This is a genomic window from Nocardia niigatensis NBRC 100131 (assembly GCF_000308655.1).
Classification (GTDB): Bacteria; Actinomycetota; Actinomycetes; order Mycobacteriales; family Mycobacteriaceae; genus Nocardia; species Nocardia niigatensis.
This window is the reverse complement of sequence record NZ_BAGC01000054.1, coordinates 120,427-137,256: the sequence shown is the minus strand read 5'-3', so window position 1 is coordinate 137,256 and position 16,830 is coordinate 120,427. Positions and strand designations below refer to the sequence as shown.

General features: G+C 72.7%; 1 protein-coding gene (only partly in view). It reads left to right on the top strand.

Features of this window, described 5'->3' with window-relative positions:
* Positions 1-16,830, top strand: partial view of a non-ribosomal peptide synthase/polyketide synthase gene (locus ON33_RS26160; RefSeq protein ID WP_040861746.1) — the 3' portion only. It extends 2,190 nt beyond the left edge of the window; the window shows 16,830 of its 19,020 coding nt (coding positions 2,191-19,020); its start codon lies off the left edge, out of view; it ends in the stop codon at positions 16,828-16,830.

The window sequence follows — 16,830 nt, the reverse complement described above, 5'->3', positions numbered from 1 at the left end:
GGTCCGCGCCCGGACCACATTCCGCTCTCACCCGCCCAGCAGCGCATGTGGTTCCTCAACCACTTCGCGCGCAGCGAATATGACCCGGCCGCCGATGATTTCGATCCGTCGGCGGTGGACAACATGCCGTTCGCGCTGCGCCTGCGCGGCGAGCTCGACACCACGGCGCTGGCGGCCGCCTTCGCCGACGTCATCGAGCGGCACGAGTCGCTGCGCACCTACTACCCGGCCGCCGATCAGGGTCCCGCCCAGGTGGTGCTGCCCGCCGCCGCGGTGGACCTGACCCCGCGCGAGGTGCCCGAGGACAAGCTGGCCGCGACCGTACTCGCGCTGGCCGCACAGGGATTCGACGTCACCGCCGAGGTGCCGCTGCGCGCCCGGCTGCTGCGCTCGGGCCCCGGCGACCACACGCTGGTGGTGGTGGCCCACCACATCGCCGCCGACGGCGCGTCCATCGGACCGCTGGTGCGCGACCTGGTGATGGCCTACGTGGCCCGGCAGTCGGGCCAGCGACCCTCCTACGAGCCGCTGGCCGTGCAGTACGCCGACTACGCCCTGTGGCAGCGCGCCTGGATGGGCGACGAGGCCGATCCGGAGTCGGTGTCGGCCCGCCAGATCGCCTTCTGGGCAAGCGAACTCGCGGACCTGCCCGCCCAGATCGACCTGCCTTCGGACCGTCCGCGCCCGGCCGTGTCCACCTTCCGCGGCACCTCGTTCGAGACCGTGCTCGACGCCGACCTGCGCGCCGCCGTCGACGCGGTGGCCGCCGCCCACCGCGCCACCCCGTTCATGGTGCTGCACGCGGCGCTGGCCGCGGTGCTGGCCCGGCTCTCGGGCACCGGCGACATCGCCATCGGCACCCCGGTCGCCGGGCGCGGCGATCAGGCCCTCGACGACCTGGTCGGCATGTTCGTCAACACCCTGGTGCTGCGCGCCTCGGTGCGCGGCGCGGACTCCTTCGCCGACCTGATCGCCCATGTGCGCGACCGGGATCTGCGCGCCTTCGCCCACCGCGACGTGCCCTTCGAGCGCCTGGTGGAGGTGCTCAATCCGGCGCGCGCCCGCAACCGCCACCCGCTGTTCCAGGTCGCGCTGTTCATGCAGAACCTCGGCGACCTCACCGCCGCGCTGCCGGGCTTGACCGCTGAGGAACTGGACTTCGATCCGGGCATCGCCAAGTTCGACCTGCAGCTGACCGTCGTCTCCGACGGCGACCGCTACCGGGTCCAATACACCTACGCCACCGACCTTTTCGACGAACACACGGTGCGCGAGTTCGCCGCCAAGTTCACCCGCCTGCTGAGCGCCGCCACCGCCGACGCCGCGGTGCCGGTCGGCGATATCGAACTGCTGGACGCCGGCGAGCGCGACTACGTCACCTCCAGCTGGAACGCCACCGGCTCCCGGGTCCCGGACCAGTTCCTGCACCAGGGTTTCGACGGGCAGGCGGCCCGCACCCCGAACGCCCGTGCCCTGGTCTTCGGCGACACCGAACTCACCTACAAGGAGTTCTCGGAGCGCGCGAACCGGCTGGCGCGCTACCTCATCGAGGCCGGGGTGGGCCCGGAATCGCTGGTGGTGCTGGCCATGGCCCGCTCGGTGGAGCTGGTGGTCGCCATGTACGCCGTGCTGCGCGCGGGCGGCGCGTACGTGCCGGTGGATCCGGCCCACCCGGCCGAACGCATCGGCCACATCCTCGCCACCGCCGGCCCGCACGCCGTGCTCACCACCCGCCGCGATGGCTTCACCCTGCCCGAAAACGTCGACGTGCCACTGCACCACCTCGACGAGCTGGACCTCGCGGAGTACTCCGCGGCCAAGATCGGCGACCGCGAGCGGCGCGCCGTGCTGCATCCGGAGCACCCGGCCTACGTGCTGTTCACCTCCGGCTCCACCGGCAAGCCCAAGGGCGTCGCGGTCACCCACCGCGCCATCGCCAACCAGCTGGCCTGGATGCAAGCCGAGTACGGGGTGCGCGGTCAGGACATCTACCTGCAGAAGACCGCCACCACCTTCGACGTCTCGCTGTGGGGCTACTTCCTGCCGCTGCGCGCGGGCGCGACCCTGGTGGTCGCCACCCCCGACGGCCACCGCGACCCTCGCTACATCGCCGAAACCATTGCCCGGCACCAGGTCACGCTCACCGACTTCGTGCCCTCCATGCTCGCGGTGTTCGCCGCGCACGCCGAGGCGGGCGAACTCGACTCGCTGCGCGAGGTCTTCGTGATCGGCGAGGCGCTGCCGCCGGAGACCGTCACCGCGTTCTGGGCGGTCAGCGACGCCGGGGTGCACAACCTCTACGGCCCCACCGAGGCGGCCGTGTCCATCACCTTCCGCGAGGCGCACCGCTCCGACACCCTCACGGTGCCGATCGGCGAGCCGGAGTGGAATTCCCAGGTGTACGTGCTGGATTCGCGCCTGCACCCGGTGGCCATCGGCGTGCCGGGCGAACTCTATCTGGCCGGCGTGCAGCTGGCCCGCGGGTATCACGGCCGGGTCGACCTGACCTCGGATCGCTTCGTGGCCAACCCCTTCGGCCGCCCCGGCGAGCGCATGTACCGCACCGGCGACCTCGTGAAGTGGACCGAGGACGGCGAGCTGGTCTACCTCGAGCGCCTCGACTTCCAGATCAAGTTCCGCGGCCAGCGCATCGAACTGGCCGAGATCGAGAGCGCCCTGCTGCTGGCGCCCGAGGTGGCGCAGGCCGCGGTGCGGCTGATCGCCGCCGACTCCGGCGACTACCTGGCCGGCTACGTGGTCGCGGCCCCCGGTGTCGAGCTGGACCCGGAGACCCTGCGCGACGGCCTGACCCGGGTGCTGCCCCCGTACATGGTGCCGACCGCCCTGATGGCGCTGCCCGAACTGCCGCTCAACTCCAGCGGCAAGCTGGACCGCAAGGCGCTGCCCGTTCCGGAGCTGCGCGCCAAGGACTTCCGCGCGCCCGTCGACGCCGCCCAGCGACTGGTGGCGGCCGTGTTCGCCGAGGTGCTGACCGCCGAGCGGGTCGGCCTGGACGACGACTTCTTCGCCCTCGGCGGCAGCTCGCTCGACGCCGCCCGGGTGACCTCGCGCATCGGCGCGGAGCTCGGCGCCCGGGTGCCGGTGCGCCTGCTCTTCGAAGCCTCCACCGTCGAGGGCCTGGCCGCCGCGCTGGTCGCCGCCAACCCCGACGCCGCCCGGCCGGTGCTGGCCGCGCGCCCGCGCCCGGACCGCATTCCGCTCTCGCCCGCCCAGCAGCGCCTGTGGTTCCTGAATCGGATCGAGGCCGAGGACGGCGAGCACAGCGTCTACAACCTGCCGATCGTCCTCCGTCTGCGGGGCACGCTGCACATCGCGGCGCTCGAACAGGCGACGCTGGACGTGCTGGCCCGCCACGAATCCCTCCGCACCACCTACCCTGACTCGGAATCCGGTCCCTACCAGCACATTCTGGATGTGGCGGACATCGGTCTGAGCCTGAGCCCGGTCCCGGTGGCCGCCGCGGAGATGACCGGCGCGCTCGCCGCCTTCGCCTCGGCCGGATTCGACGTCACCGCCGAACTGCCCTCGCGCATCGGGCTTTTCGTGGTCGACGAGGAGACCACGGACCCGGAGTACGTGCTGGCCGTGGTCGTGCACCACATCGCCGCCGACGCCCTCTCACTGACGCCGCTGATCACCGACCTCATGCGCGCCTACACCGCCCGCCTCGCCGGCGCCGAGCCCGGCTGGGAGCCGCTGGCGGTGCAGTACGCGGACTACAGCCTCTGGCAGCACGAACTGCTCGGCGACGACCGGGAACCCGGCTCGGTGGCCCACCAGCAGCTCGACTTCTGGCGCACCACGCTGGCGGGCCTGCCGCCGCAGCTGGCGCTCCCGGCCGACCGCCCCCGGCCCGCGTCGCCCGCCAATACCGGTGCCTCCGTGGCGTTCTCGATCGACGAGACCGTCGCCGCCGGCCTGCGGGAGCTGGCCCGGGCCAATGGCGTGACCATGTTCATGGTCGTGCATGCCGCCTTCGCGGCCCTGCTGGCGCGCAGCAGCGGCACCGCCGACGTGGCCGTGGCCTCGCCGATCGGCGGCCGTGGCGAACGTGAACTCGACGCTCTCATCGGCATGTTCGTCAACACCCTGGTGCTGCGCACCCAGGTCGAGGACGAGCTGTCCTTCACCGACCTGCTGGGCCGCGTGCGCACCGCCGACCTGGCCGCCTTCGCACACGCCGAACTGCCCTTCGAGCGCATCGTCGACGCCCTGGCCGTGGACCGCACCACCGGTGCGCCGCCGCTGGCCCAGGTCATGCTGACCTTCACCGACGCGGACCGCATGGGCGGCGCCCAGTCCTTCGCCCTGCCCGGGCTGACCGTGGCCCCCGTCGAGATCGACGACCCCACCGTCAAATTCGACCTGCACCTGGTCGTCGGCGAATTGGGAGAACAGCACTCCGCCTCCCCGCGCTTCGGCCTGGCCGGCAACCTGCGCTACGCGACCGAACTCTTCGACGCCGCCACCGCCGCCGCCCTCGCCGAGCGCCTGCGCCGGGTGCTGGCGGCCGTGGCTGCCGATCCGGCCGTGCGGGTCGGGGACATCGACCTGCTCGACGCCGCCGAGCGGACTCGGATCCTGCACGAGTGGAACGACACCGCCGCCAGGCTCGACCTGCCCGGCGACGACGCCATCACGCTGGTGTCGCTGTTCGAGGCCCAGGTGGCGCAGACCCCCGACGCGACCGCCCTCACCTTCGAGGGCACTGGTCTGTCCTACGCCGAGTTCGCCGTACGCGTGCGGCGGCTGGCGCGCTGGCTGATCGGCGAGGGCGTCGGCCCGGGTTCCTTCGTGGCCCTGGGCATGCGCCGCTCCCTCGACCTGCTGGTCGGCATGTACGCGGTGGCCGCCGCCGGCGCCGCGTATGTGCCGCTGGACCCGGACCACCCGGCCGAGCGCATCGAGTACATCCTCGACACCGCCGACCCGGTCACCGTGCTGACCGCCGGCGAGGACCTGCGGCTGGATGTCGCGCAGGTGCGGATCGACCTGCTGGATCTGACCGGATTCTCCGACGAGCCGCTCACCGACGCGGATCGCATGCTGCCGCTGCGCGCTTCTAACAATGCCTACGTCATCTTCACCTCGGGTTCGACCGGCCGCCCCAAGGGTGTGGCCGTGTCGCACGCGGCCATCGTCAATCGCCTGGTGTGGATGCAGGCCGAGTACGGCCTGACCGCGGACGACGTGGTGCTGCAGAAGACTCCGGCCACCTTCGACGTGTCGGTGTGGGAGTTCTTCTGGCCCTTGCAGATCGGCGCCACGCTCGCGGTGGCGCGACCGGACGCGCACCGGGATCCGGCCCAGCTCGCGGAGATCATCGCCCGCGAGGGGGTCACGGTCACCCACTTCGTGCCGTCCATGCTGGCGGTGTTCGTGGCGGAGCTCGAGAGTCGGGCCGGAGAAACCCCGGTGGTTCGCGGCGCGTCGCGTTCTGGACTGAGCGGAGCGGGGGAGCGAAGCGGAGGAGCGGAGGGAGGGAAGAACGCGACCTCCAGCGCCGCGAACCCGCTCCGGAGCGAAGCGGAGGGGCAAATCGGACAGAGCCTGCGCATGGTCTTCGCTTCCGGCGAGGCCCTGTCGCCGAAGTCCGCGCACCGACTACGGGAGCTGACCGGCGCCGAGCTGCACAACCTCTACGGCCCCACCGAGGCCGCCGTCGACGTCACCTACCACGAGGTCACCGATGCGGACATCGACTCGGTGCCGATCGGCCGCCCGGTGTTCAACACCGAGGTCTACGTGCTGGATTCGCGGCTGCGGCCGGTTCCGGTCGGCATCGCAGGTGAGCTCTATCTCGCGGGCAATCAGCTCGCCGTCGGCTACGTGGCGCGCCCGGACCTCACCGCGGATCGCTTCGTGGCCAACCCCTTCGGTGACTCCGAGCGCATGTACCGCACCGGCGACCTGGTCAAGTGGCTCGGCACCGGTGAACTGGAATACCTGGGCCGCACCGACTTCCAGGTGAAGCTGCGCGGCCTGCGCATCGAGCTCGGTGAGATCGAGTCCGCCCTCGCCGAACTGGCGCCGGTCGCCCAGGCGGCAGTCGTGGTGCGCGGTTCCGGCCGCGACGCCGACCCACAGCTGGTCGCCTACCTGGTGCCCGCGCCGGGCGCGGAGATCTCGCCCCTCGAACTGAAAGCGGCGCTGGCGCAGCGGCTTCCGGCCTACATGGTGCCCGCCGTCTATTTGCCGCTGGACGCCCTCCCGCTCAATGCCTCCGGCAAGCTGGACCGCGCCGCGCTGCCCGCGCCGTCGGCCGCCGCCTCCGCCTTCCGCGCCCCCACCGGTCCCGAGGAGCGGATCGTCGCCGAGGTCTTCGCCGCCCTGCTGGGGGTCGAGCGGGCCGGCGCCGACGACGACTTCTTCGCCCTGGGCGGCAACTCGCTCATCGCCACCCAGCTGGTGGCCCGGCTGGGCAAGGCCGCGGGCGTGCGGATCCCGTTGCGCGCCATCTTCGAGGACGCCACCGTCGCGGGCCTGGCCGCCCGGATCTCCGCGGCCGACGCCGAGACCGTCGTCGAGCTGCCGCCGGTCTCGGTGCAGGAGCGCGGCGACCGCATCCCGCTGTCCATCGCGCAGCAGCGCATGTGGTTCCTGAACCGCTTCGACAACCGGGACGGATACACCATCCCGTTCGCGCTGCGGCTCACCGGCGCACTGAATCTCGAGGCCCTGCAGGCCGCGGTCGCCGATGTGGTGGACCGGCACGAGACCCTGCGCACCATCTATCCCGAGCACGACGGCGAGGCCAGCCAGCTGATCCTGCCCGTCGGCACCCGCCTGATCGACCTGGTGCCCGAACCGGTCGCGGCCGCCGAGCTGCCCGGCCTGGTGGAAGCGGTGGCGCGCACCGCCTTCGACGTGACCGCCGAGGTGCCCTTCCGGGTCCGCCTGCTCGAGCTCACCGACGAACCCGGCGCCTATCTGCTGGTCATGGTGGTGCATCACATCGCCGCCGACGGCTGGTCCTTCGGCCCGCTCACCCGCGACATCGCCAACGCCTACGTGGCCCGCTGCGCGGGGGAGAACCCCAACTTCGCGCCGCTGCCGGTGCAGTACGCCGATTTCGCGCTGTGGCAGCGTGCCGCCCTGGGCGGTCCCGACGACGCGGACTCGGTGCTGGCCCGTCAGCTGGCGCACTGGACCCGCCGGCTGCGCGGGGTGCCCGACGTACTGGCCCTGCCCACCGACCGTCCCCGCCCGGCGGTCGCCAGCGGCCGCGGCGCGGGCTTCGGCGGCCGCTTCGATGCCGAATTGCACGCCGCCGTCCTGGATTTCGCGGCCGCCCGCCGGGTGACGCCGTTCATGGTGCTGCACACCGCCCTGGCCGTCACCCTGGCCCGGCTGTCCGGCACCGGCGACATCGTCATCGGCACCCCGGTCGCCGGCCGCGGTGACGAGGCCCTCGACGACCTGGTCGGCATGTTCGTCAACACCCTGGTGCTGCGCACCGAGGTGCGCCCGGACGCGCCGCTGTCGGAGCTGCTCACCCAGGTCCGCGACACCGACCTGACCGCCTTCGAGCACGCCGTGGTCCCCTTCGAGATGCTGGTCGACGCGGTGAATCCGGTGCGCTCCCAGGCGCATTCGCCGCTGTGTCAGGTCACCCTGACGCTGCAGAACCACACCCGGCCCAGCATCCGCCTCAACCGGCTGGCCATCGAGGCGCTCACCGTCGACGCCACCGCCGCCCAGTTCGACCTGGACTGGACCCTGGCCGAGACCACCGACGCCGCGGGCGCGCCCGCCGGCATCGAGGTCTACATCACCTACGCCACCGACCTGTTCGACGCCGAGACCGTCGGCGCCTTCCAGGACACCTACGAGCGGGTGCTGCGCGCCCTGCTCGCCGACCCCCGCACCCCCGCCGGTGGTGTCGAGATCATGGCCCGCGCCGAACGCGGTGTGCTGCTGGTCGATCGCAATGCCACCACCCGGATGCTGCCCGCCGAGACCCTGGCCGGGCTGCTCGACGCCCGCGCCGCGCAGGATCCCGACGCGGACGCGCTCGTCTTCGAGGGTGAGCGCGTCGCCTACGCCGACCTGGCGCGGCGCGTGAACCGCCTGGGCCGCCTGCTGATCTCGCAGGGCGTCGGCCCGGACGACATCGTCGGCGTCACCGCCCAGCGCTCGATCGACATGGTGGTGGCCCTGCACGCCGTCGTGGCCGCCGGCGCCGCCTACGTGCCCGTCGATCCGTCGCATCCGGCCGACCGCATCGCGCACGTCCTCGGCACCTCCGCCGCCACCCTGGTGCTCACCGTCGGCGGCGCGGAACTGCCCGCACTCGACGGCGTGCGCGTCGTCGACGTCAGTGAGCTGTCGGAATCCGGTGCCCTGGAGGAGCTTTCGGACCAGCCGATCACCGACGCGGACCGGCGCGGCGCGCTGCGCCCGGACAATCTCGCCTACGTCCTCTACACCTCCGGCTCCACCGGCCTGCCCAAGGGCGTGGCGACCAGCCACCGCGCCATCACGAACCAGCTGCGCTGGCTCGAGGAGCGCTACGGTGTCACGCACGCCGACCGCATCATGCAGCGCGCCCCGCTGGCCTTCGACGTGTCGGTGTGGGAGTGCTTCCTGCCCGCCATGGTCGGTGCGCCCCTGGTGATTCCGCGCCCCGGCGGCCACCAGGACCTGGACTACCTGGCCGGGCTCATGCGCGAGTTCGGCGTCACCATCGCCGAGCACGTGCCGTCGGTGCTGGCGGCCCTGGTCGCGGAGGGCCACGGCGACGCGCTGCGCTCGTTCCGGCACCTGCACACCGGTGGCGAGGCGCTGCCCGTCGAACTGCTCGGCAAGCTGCGCGAGCTGGTGAGCGGCTCGGTGCACAACGCCTACGGCCCCACCGAGGCCGCGATTTCGACCATCTACCACGAATTCTCCGACGCCGACCCGGATTTCGAGGTCGCCATCGGCCGCCCGAACTGGAACACCCGCGCCTACGTGCTCGACGCCCGGCTGCGCCCGGTGCCGACCGGCGTCATCGGCGAGCTCTACCTGGCCGGCGCCCAGCTGGCCCGCGGCTACCAGGGCCGGGGCGGGCTCACCGCCGACCGCTTCGTGGCCGACCCGTTCGGGGTGCCCGGCGCGCGCATGTACCGCACCGGCGACCTGGTGCGCTGGAACCGCGCCGGCGACCTGGTGTACGTGGGCCGTAACGACTTCCAGGTGAAGCTGCGTGGTCAGCGCATCGAGCTGGGGGAGATCGAGGCCGCGCTGATGGCCGCGCCCGGCGTCGCACACGCCGTCGTGCTGCTGGCCCGCGACACCGCCGGGACCGACTGCCTGATCGGCTACGTGTCCGGCGCCGGACTCGACGCCGAGACCGTGCTCGAGCACGCCCGCACCCAACTGCCCTCCTACATGCTGCCCGCCCACTTGGCGGTGCTGGCCGAGATGCCGCTCACCAGCGTCGGCAAGCTGGACCGGAACGCCCTGCCCCCGGTCGAATTCACGGCCGCCACCGTCGCCTACCGCGCGCCCGCGCCGGGCACCGAGACCACGCTGGCCGCCCTGATCGGCGATCTGCTCGGCGGCGTCACCATCGGCGCGGACGACGACTTCTTCGCGCGCGGCGGCAACTCGCTGCTGGCCATGCGCCTGGTGGCGCGCGCCAATGCCGCGCTGGGCGCGGAGCTGAGTGTCCGTCAGCTGTTCGAGGCGCCGACCGTGGCCGAACTGGCGGCCCGCATCCGCGGCGCCGGGCAGCGCCTGCCGCTGCGCCGCATGCCGCGCCCCGAGCGAATCCCGCTGTCGCTGGCCCAGACTCGGATGTGGCTGCTCAACCGCCTGGACCCGGAATCCGCGGCCTACAACGTGCCCGCGGCCGTCCGCGTCACCGGCGAGCTCGACACCGGCGTGCTGAGCGCCGCCTTCGCCGACGTGATCGGCCGCCACGAGTCGCTGCGCACCATCTACCCGGCCGACGCGGACGGCGTCGGCTACCAGCTGGTCCTGCCCGTCGAGAGCGCGCTGCCGACCCTGGAGATGCGGACCGGCGCCGACGCCGCCGACCTCTCCTGGATCGAGAGCTTCGTGGCGCGCGGCTTCGACGTCACCACCACGGTTCCGGTGCGCGCCGCGCTGATTCGCGAATCCGCGCACAGCCACGTGCTGGTGGTGGTGCTGCACCACATCGCCGGTGACGGCCAGTCGCAGGATCCGCTGCTGCGCGACACCATCACCGCCTACCTGTCCCGCGCCGCGGGCCATGCCCCGGTGTGGACCGAACTGCCGGTGCAGTACGCCGATTACACGCTCTGGCAGCGCGCCGCCCTGGAACAGTCCGGCCCGCGCGAGCTGGCGTACTGGACCGAGACGCTGGCCGATGTGCCCGAGGAACTGCCGCTGCCGACCGACCGGCCCCGCCCGGCCGTCGCCTCCGGCCGCGGCGCGCGAGTCCAGGCGCGCCTGGACGGCGGCCTGGCCGCCGCCATCAAGCGAATCGCGGAGGCGCACAGCGTCACCCCGTTCATGGTGTGGCACGCCGCGCTGGCCGTGCTGCTGGCCCGGATGTCGGGAACGTCCGACATCACCATCGGCACCCCGCTCGAGGGCCGCGGCAATGCCGCCCTCGACGATCTGGTCGGCATGTTCGTCAACACCCTGGCGCTGCGCACCCGGCCGGAACCCGGCCTCGGATTCGACGCGCTGCTGGCCCAGACCCGCGAAGCGGACCTGGCCGCCTTCGACCACGCGACGGTCCCGTTCGACCAGGTGGTCGAGGCCCTCGGCGTGCCGCGCACGCAGGCCCGCAACCCGCTGTTCACCGTGGTCCTGAGCTACATGAACCTGGGCGCGCAGACCTACGCGGTGCCCGGCCTGGTGCTGGAGCCGGTCGACTTCGAACACCGGGTGGCCCGGTTCGACCTGCAGTTCACCATCTCCGACGAACCCGACGTCGACGGCCACCTGGCCATCGAATTGAACTACGCCACCGATCTTTTCGACGAGGCCACCGCGGCCGGCCTGCTGCGCCGTCTGGGCCGCGTGCTCGGCGCCATCGCCGCCGACGCCACCGTGCGGATCGGCGAGATCGACCTGATGTCCCCGTCGGAACGCGCGGGACTGCTGGATCGGTCCGGCACCGAGCCGGTCACGCTGCGCACCCTGGGGGAGGTCCTCGCCGAGGCCGCCGCGAGCTTCCCGGACAACATCGCCGCGCGGTACCGGGACCGGGAGCTCACCTACCGCGAACTGGATGCCGAGTCCTCGCGCCTGGCCCGCGTGCTCATCGACCGCGGTCTCGGAGCGGAAGACTATGTCGCCCTGGCGATTCCGCGGTCCGACACCACCCTGCTGGCGGTGTGGGCGGTCGCCAAGACCGGCGCCGCCTTCGTCCCGGTCGACCCGAACTATCCGGCCGACCGCATCGAGCACATGCTGACCGACTCGGGCGCGACCTTCGGCCTGACCGTCGCCGCGAGCCGGGACCGGCTGCCCGGCACTGCCGAGTGGCTGGTCATCGACGCGCCCGAATTCCTGGACACCATGCGGGAATTCGACGCGACCCCGATCGTGCCCGGCGAGTTGCGCCGCCCGGTCCGGGTGTCCAACCCGGCCTGGATGGTGTACACCTCCGGCTCCACGGGCCTGCCCAAGGGCGTCGTCGCGACCCACGCCGGCGTGGCGGGCGTCGCGATCTCGCAGCGGGAGCGGTACCGCCTCGGCGCCGACGCCCGCGTCCTGCAGGTCTCCTCGCCGAGTTTCGACGCCTATCAGCTGGAGATCCTGATGGCCACGCCGGTCGGCGCGCGCCTGGTGATCACCCCGCCCGAGGTGTTCGGCGGCGCCGAGCTCACCGACCTGATGGCCGCCGAGGGCGCCACCCACGCCTTCATCACCCCGGCCGTCCTGCAGACGCTCGATCCGGAGCGGCTGCCGGAATTCCGCGAATTGGCGATCGGCGGCGAGTCCTTCGGCCCGGAGCTGGTGGCCCGCTGGTCCACCGGCGCCCGCGCCGTGCACAACGCCTACGGTCCGACCGAGACCACAATCACCTCCAATATCGGCGCCCCGATGCTGCCGGGCGAGCCGGTGGTCCTGGGCGCCCTGACCGCGGGCATGACGGCGGTCGTGCTGGACGCCCGGCTGCGGCCGGTCCCGGCCGGCGTGACCGGTGAGCTGTACCTGAACGGTCCGGGCGTGGCCCGCGGTTACCATGCGCGGCCGGGACTCTCGGCCGAACGCTTCGTGGCCGACCCGTACGGCGCGCCGGGCGAGCGGCTCTACCGCACCGGTGACCTGGTGCGCTGGACGGCGCGGGCGGACGGCCGCCGCGGGCTCGAATACGTCGGCCGCGCCGACCATCAGGTGAAGGTGCGCGGTCTGCGCATCGAGCTCGGCGAGATCGACGCGGTGCTGACCGCGCACGAGTCGGTCGAATTCGCCGTCACCCTCGGCCACACCGACGCCGCCGGCGCGGTCGCGCTGGTGTCGTACGTGGTGGCCGCGCCCGGCCACACCGTCGACGTGGACGAGCTGGTGGCCCACGCGGGCCGCTCGCTGGCCGCGTACATGGTGCCCGCGTCGGTCATGGTGCTGGACGCCGTCCCGCTCAACCCGGTCGGCAAGCTGGATCGAAAGGCGCTGCCGGAGCCGGTTTTCCGCACCGTCGAGTTCCGGGCCCCGCGCACCGACGCCGAGCGCACGGTCGCCGGGGTGGTCGCCGCGGTGCTCGGCACCGTGGACGCGGAGCGGGTCGGCCTCGCCGACGACTTCTTCGCGCTCGGCGGTAACTCGCTCACCGCGACTCAGCTGGCCGCGCGCCTGAGCGCCGCGTTCGGCGTGCAGGTGCCGGTGCGGGCGGTGTTCGAGCACTCGACCGTGGAGGCGCTGGCCGTGGCGGTGCTCGCGGCCGACCCGGACGCTCCGGCCCGCCCGCCGCTGCTGCCCCGGACCGTCACCGGACCGGTCCCGGTTTCCCTTGCGCAGCAGCGCATGTGGTTCCTGAACCGGCTGGATCCCGACTCCACCGCCTACAACATCCCGCTCCCCATCCGCCTGACCGGACCGCTGGACGTGGCGGCGCTGACCGCCGCCATCGCCGACGTGGTGGTCCGGCACGAGGTGCTGCGCACCGTCTACCCGGAGACCGAGTCGGGTCCGGTGCAGGTGGTGCTGCCCGCCACGGCGGCCACGGATCTCCCCGCGCTGGAAGCGATTCCGGTCACCGAGGAGACGGTCATGGCGGCCGTGCTCGAGGTGATCGGCCAGGGCTTCGACGTCACCGCCGCGGTGCCGCTGCGGGCGGCGCTGTTCCAGCTGGCCCCCGAGGACCACGTCTTCGTGGTCGTGATGCACCACATCGCCGGTGACGGCAGCTCGCTGGTGCCGCTGGCCCGCGATGTCATGACGGCCTACGCGGCGCGCAAGTCCGGCGCCGCCCCGGCGTGGACGCCGCTGCCGGTGCAGTACGCCGACTACGCGGTCTGGCAGCGCGAACTGCTGGGCTCCGAGGACGATCCGGCCTCGCTGGTCTCGCGGCAGCTGGGCTTCTGGACCGAGACCCTGGCCGGACTGCCCCCGCTGCTCACCCTGCCCGCCGACCGGCCCCGGCCGGTGGTGCTGGACACCGACGGCCGCCGCGTCGACTTCACCCTCGACGCCGAAACCCACGCGGCCCTGGCCGAATTGGGTCGCTCCGGCGGCGCGACGCTGTTCATGACCGTGCACGCGGCCTTCGCGGCCCTGCTGTCCCGGTTGACCGGTACCACCGATATCGCGGTCGGCACCCCGGTCGCCGGCCGCGGTGACGCGGCGCTGGACGATCTGGTCGGCATGTTCGTCAACACCCTGGTGCTGCGCACCGAGGTCGCCCCGGCCGAGAGCTTCACCGACCTGGTGCGACGGGTCCGGGCCCGCGACGTCGCCGCCTTCGATCACGTGGACGTGCCCTTCGAGCGACTGGTCGAGGTGCTCAACCCGGAGCGCTCGACCGCGCGGCACCCGCTGGTACAGGTCGGCTTCTCCTTCCACAACCAGGACCGGGCGGCCTTCGACCTGGACGGGCTGCGGGTCGGCGCCATCGAATTCGACACCGACGTCTCGCAGTTCGACCTGCACCTGGTGGTCATGGACCGCTACGACGCCGACGGCGCGCCGGCCGGCATGACCGCGACCATGACCTACGCGACCGCCCTGTTCGACGAGGTCACGGTGGCCGGATTCGCCGAACGCCTGCAGCGGCTGCTGGCGAGCGTGATCGCCGATCCGCACGGCCCGATCGGGGACGTGGACATCCTCGGCGACACGGAATCCGAACGCCTGCTGCGGTCCTGGAACGCGGCCGACAGCGGATTCCCGGCGCGCGGGCTGCTCGACGAGTTCGACGCCCAGGTGCGGCGCACGCCGTTCGCTCTCGCGGTCGTCGAGGAGGGCCGGGCGCTGAGCTACCGCGACTTCGCCGAGCGGGTCGACCGGCTGGCCCGGGTCCTGCTCGGCGCGGGCGTCGGCCCGGAAACGCTGGTGGCGCTGGCGCTTCCGCGCAGCATCGAACTGCTGATCGCCATGTACGCGGTGGTGCGGGCGGGCGGTGCGTACGTCCCGCTGGACCCCGCCCACCCGATCGAGCGCACCGCGATGGTCCTCGAGACGGCGGCGCCGGCCGTGGTGCTCACCAGCGCCGCCCGGCGCATGACGCTGCCGGACGCGCTGCCGGCCGCCACCACCGTGCTGGATGTCGCGCTCGCCGACGATCCCACCCTGCCGGGCACCGCGATTCGCGATGACGAGCGCCGCGCCCTGCCCTCGCCCGCCGACCCGGCCTACGTGATCTTCACCTCGGGCTCCACCGGCAAGCCCAAGGGCGTGGCCCTGCCGCACGCGGCGGTCGCGCACCAGCTGGACTGGATGCAGTCCGAATACGCCCTCGCCGAGGGGGATTCGGTGCTGTGGATGACCTCCGCGGCCTTCGACCTGTCGGTGTGGGAACTCTGGTGGGCGCTGCGCACCGGGGCCCGAGTCGTGCTGGCCTCCGAAGGCGCGCAACACGATCCGGAAGGACTGCTCGACCAGATCCGCCGCGAGTCCGTCACCACCCTCACCCTGGTGCCGTCGCTGCTGGCCATGCTGGCGGAGGTCGCCGGAACCGGCGGGCTGCCCGCGTCACTGCGCCGCCTGCTGGTCATCGGTGAGGCGCTGCCCGCCGAGACGCTCCGGCGCGCACGGGCCGCGACCGGCGCGCGCATCGACAACCTGTACGGCCCGACCGAGGCGGCGGTGTCGGTCACCCGATTCCGCACCGACGCCGAGCTCCGCCAGGCCGTGGTGCCGATCGGCACGCCGGAGGCGGGCAACCGGGTGTACGTGCTCGACGACCGGCTGCGGCCGGTGCCGGTCGGCGTCGCCGGTGAGCTGTACCTGGGCGGCGCGCAGCTGGCCCGCGGCTACCACGACCGCCCGGACCTGACGGCGGAACGCTTCGTGGCCGACCCCTTCGGCCCGGCCGGTTCGCGGCTCTACCGCACCGGCGACCTGGTGCGCTGGGTGCGGTCCGCCGACGCCGGCGTCCTGGAGTTCGTGGAGCGCCGCGACTTCCAGGTGAAGGTGCGCGGCTACCGCATCGAGCTGGCCGAGATCGAGCACGCCCTGCGCGCGCAGCCCGGCGTGACCGACGCGGTCGTGGTCGTCGACGGCGCCGGTGACGCGGCGCGGCTGGTCGGCTACTTCAGCATCGCCGCCGAGGCCGACGCCACCCAGCTGCGCTCGCGGCTGGCCGGACTGCTGCCCAGCTACATGGTGCCCGAGGCGCTGGTGTGCCTGGACGCGGTGCCGCGCAACGCCAATGGCAAGGTCGATCGCGCCGCCCTGCCCGCACCGGACTTCGCCCCGCGCGAATACCGTGCCCCCGCAACCGAAATCGAGACCACCGTGTGCGCGGTGTTCGCGGAGGTCGTGGGCGTGGACCGGGTCGGCCTGGACGACAACTTCTTCGAGCTGGGCGGCAACTCCCTGCTCGCGGTCCGGCTGGCGACCCGGCTCGGGGAAGCACTCGGCCAGCAGGTTCCGGTCGTGCTGGTCTTCGCCGCGCCGACGCCCGCCGAACTCGCCGGACCGCTGAGCGCGCCGGGTGGCATCGACACGGAGGCCGCGTTCGGCGTCCTGCTGCCGCTGCGGCCGTCCGGCACGGGCGCACCGCTGTTCTGCGTCCACCCGGTCGGCGGCATCTCCTGGTCGTTCGCCGGGCTGGCCCCCTACCTGACGGAGGACCGCCCGATCTACGGCCTGCAGTCGCCGACCCTGGCCGCCGATGTGCCGCTGCCGGATTCGATCGAGGAGTGGGCGGCGCGCTACGTGAGCGAGATCCGCGCGGTGCAGCCCGAGGGCCCGTACCACCTGCTCGGCTGGTCGCTCGGCGGTGTGCTGGCCCACGCGATGGCGGTGCGGCTCCAGGACGACGGTCAGGAGGTCGCGACGCTGGCCATGCTGGACAGCTCCCTCGAGAGCGACGTCGACGTCGAGTCGGCCGTGCCGGTGGCCGACCTGCTCGGCGAAGCCGCCGGACTGGTCGACGCCGAATCGGAGGTCGGCGCGGATCGGATCGCCCGGATCGTGGACGGCGCGTACGCGGCCTTCCCGCTCATCGGCGCCTACCGGCCCCGCCGTTTCAAGGGCGACCTGGTGTATTTCCATGCCGCGCTGGACGATCCGAGCGGTGACTGGGGCATCTCCAGCTGGACCGACGCCATCGACGGCGTGCTGGAGAACCACGCCGTCCCGGCCACTCACTGGCGGATGACCTCGCCCGACGCACTCGCCCACATCGCCCGCGTGCTGAACGCCCGCACTCCCCAGGCTTAG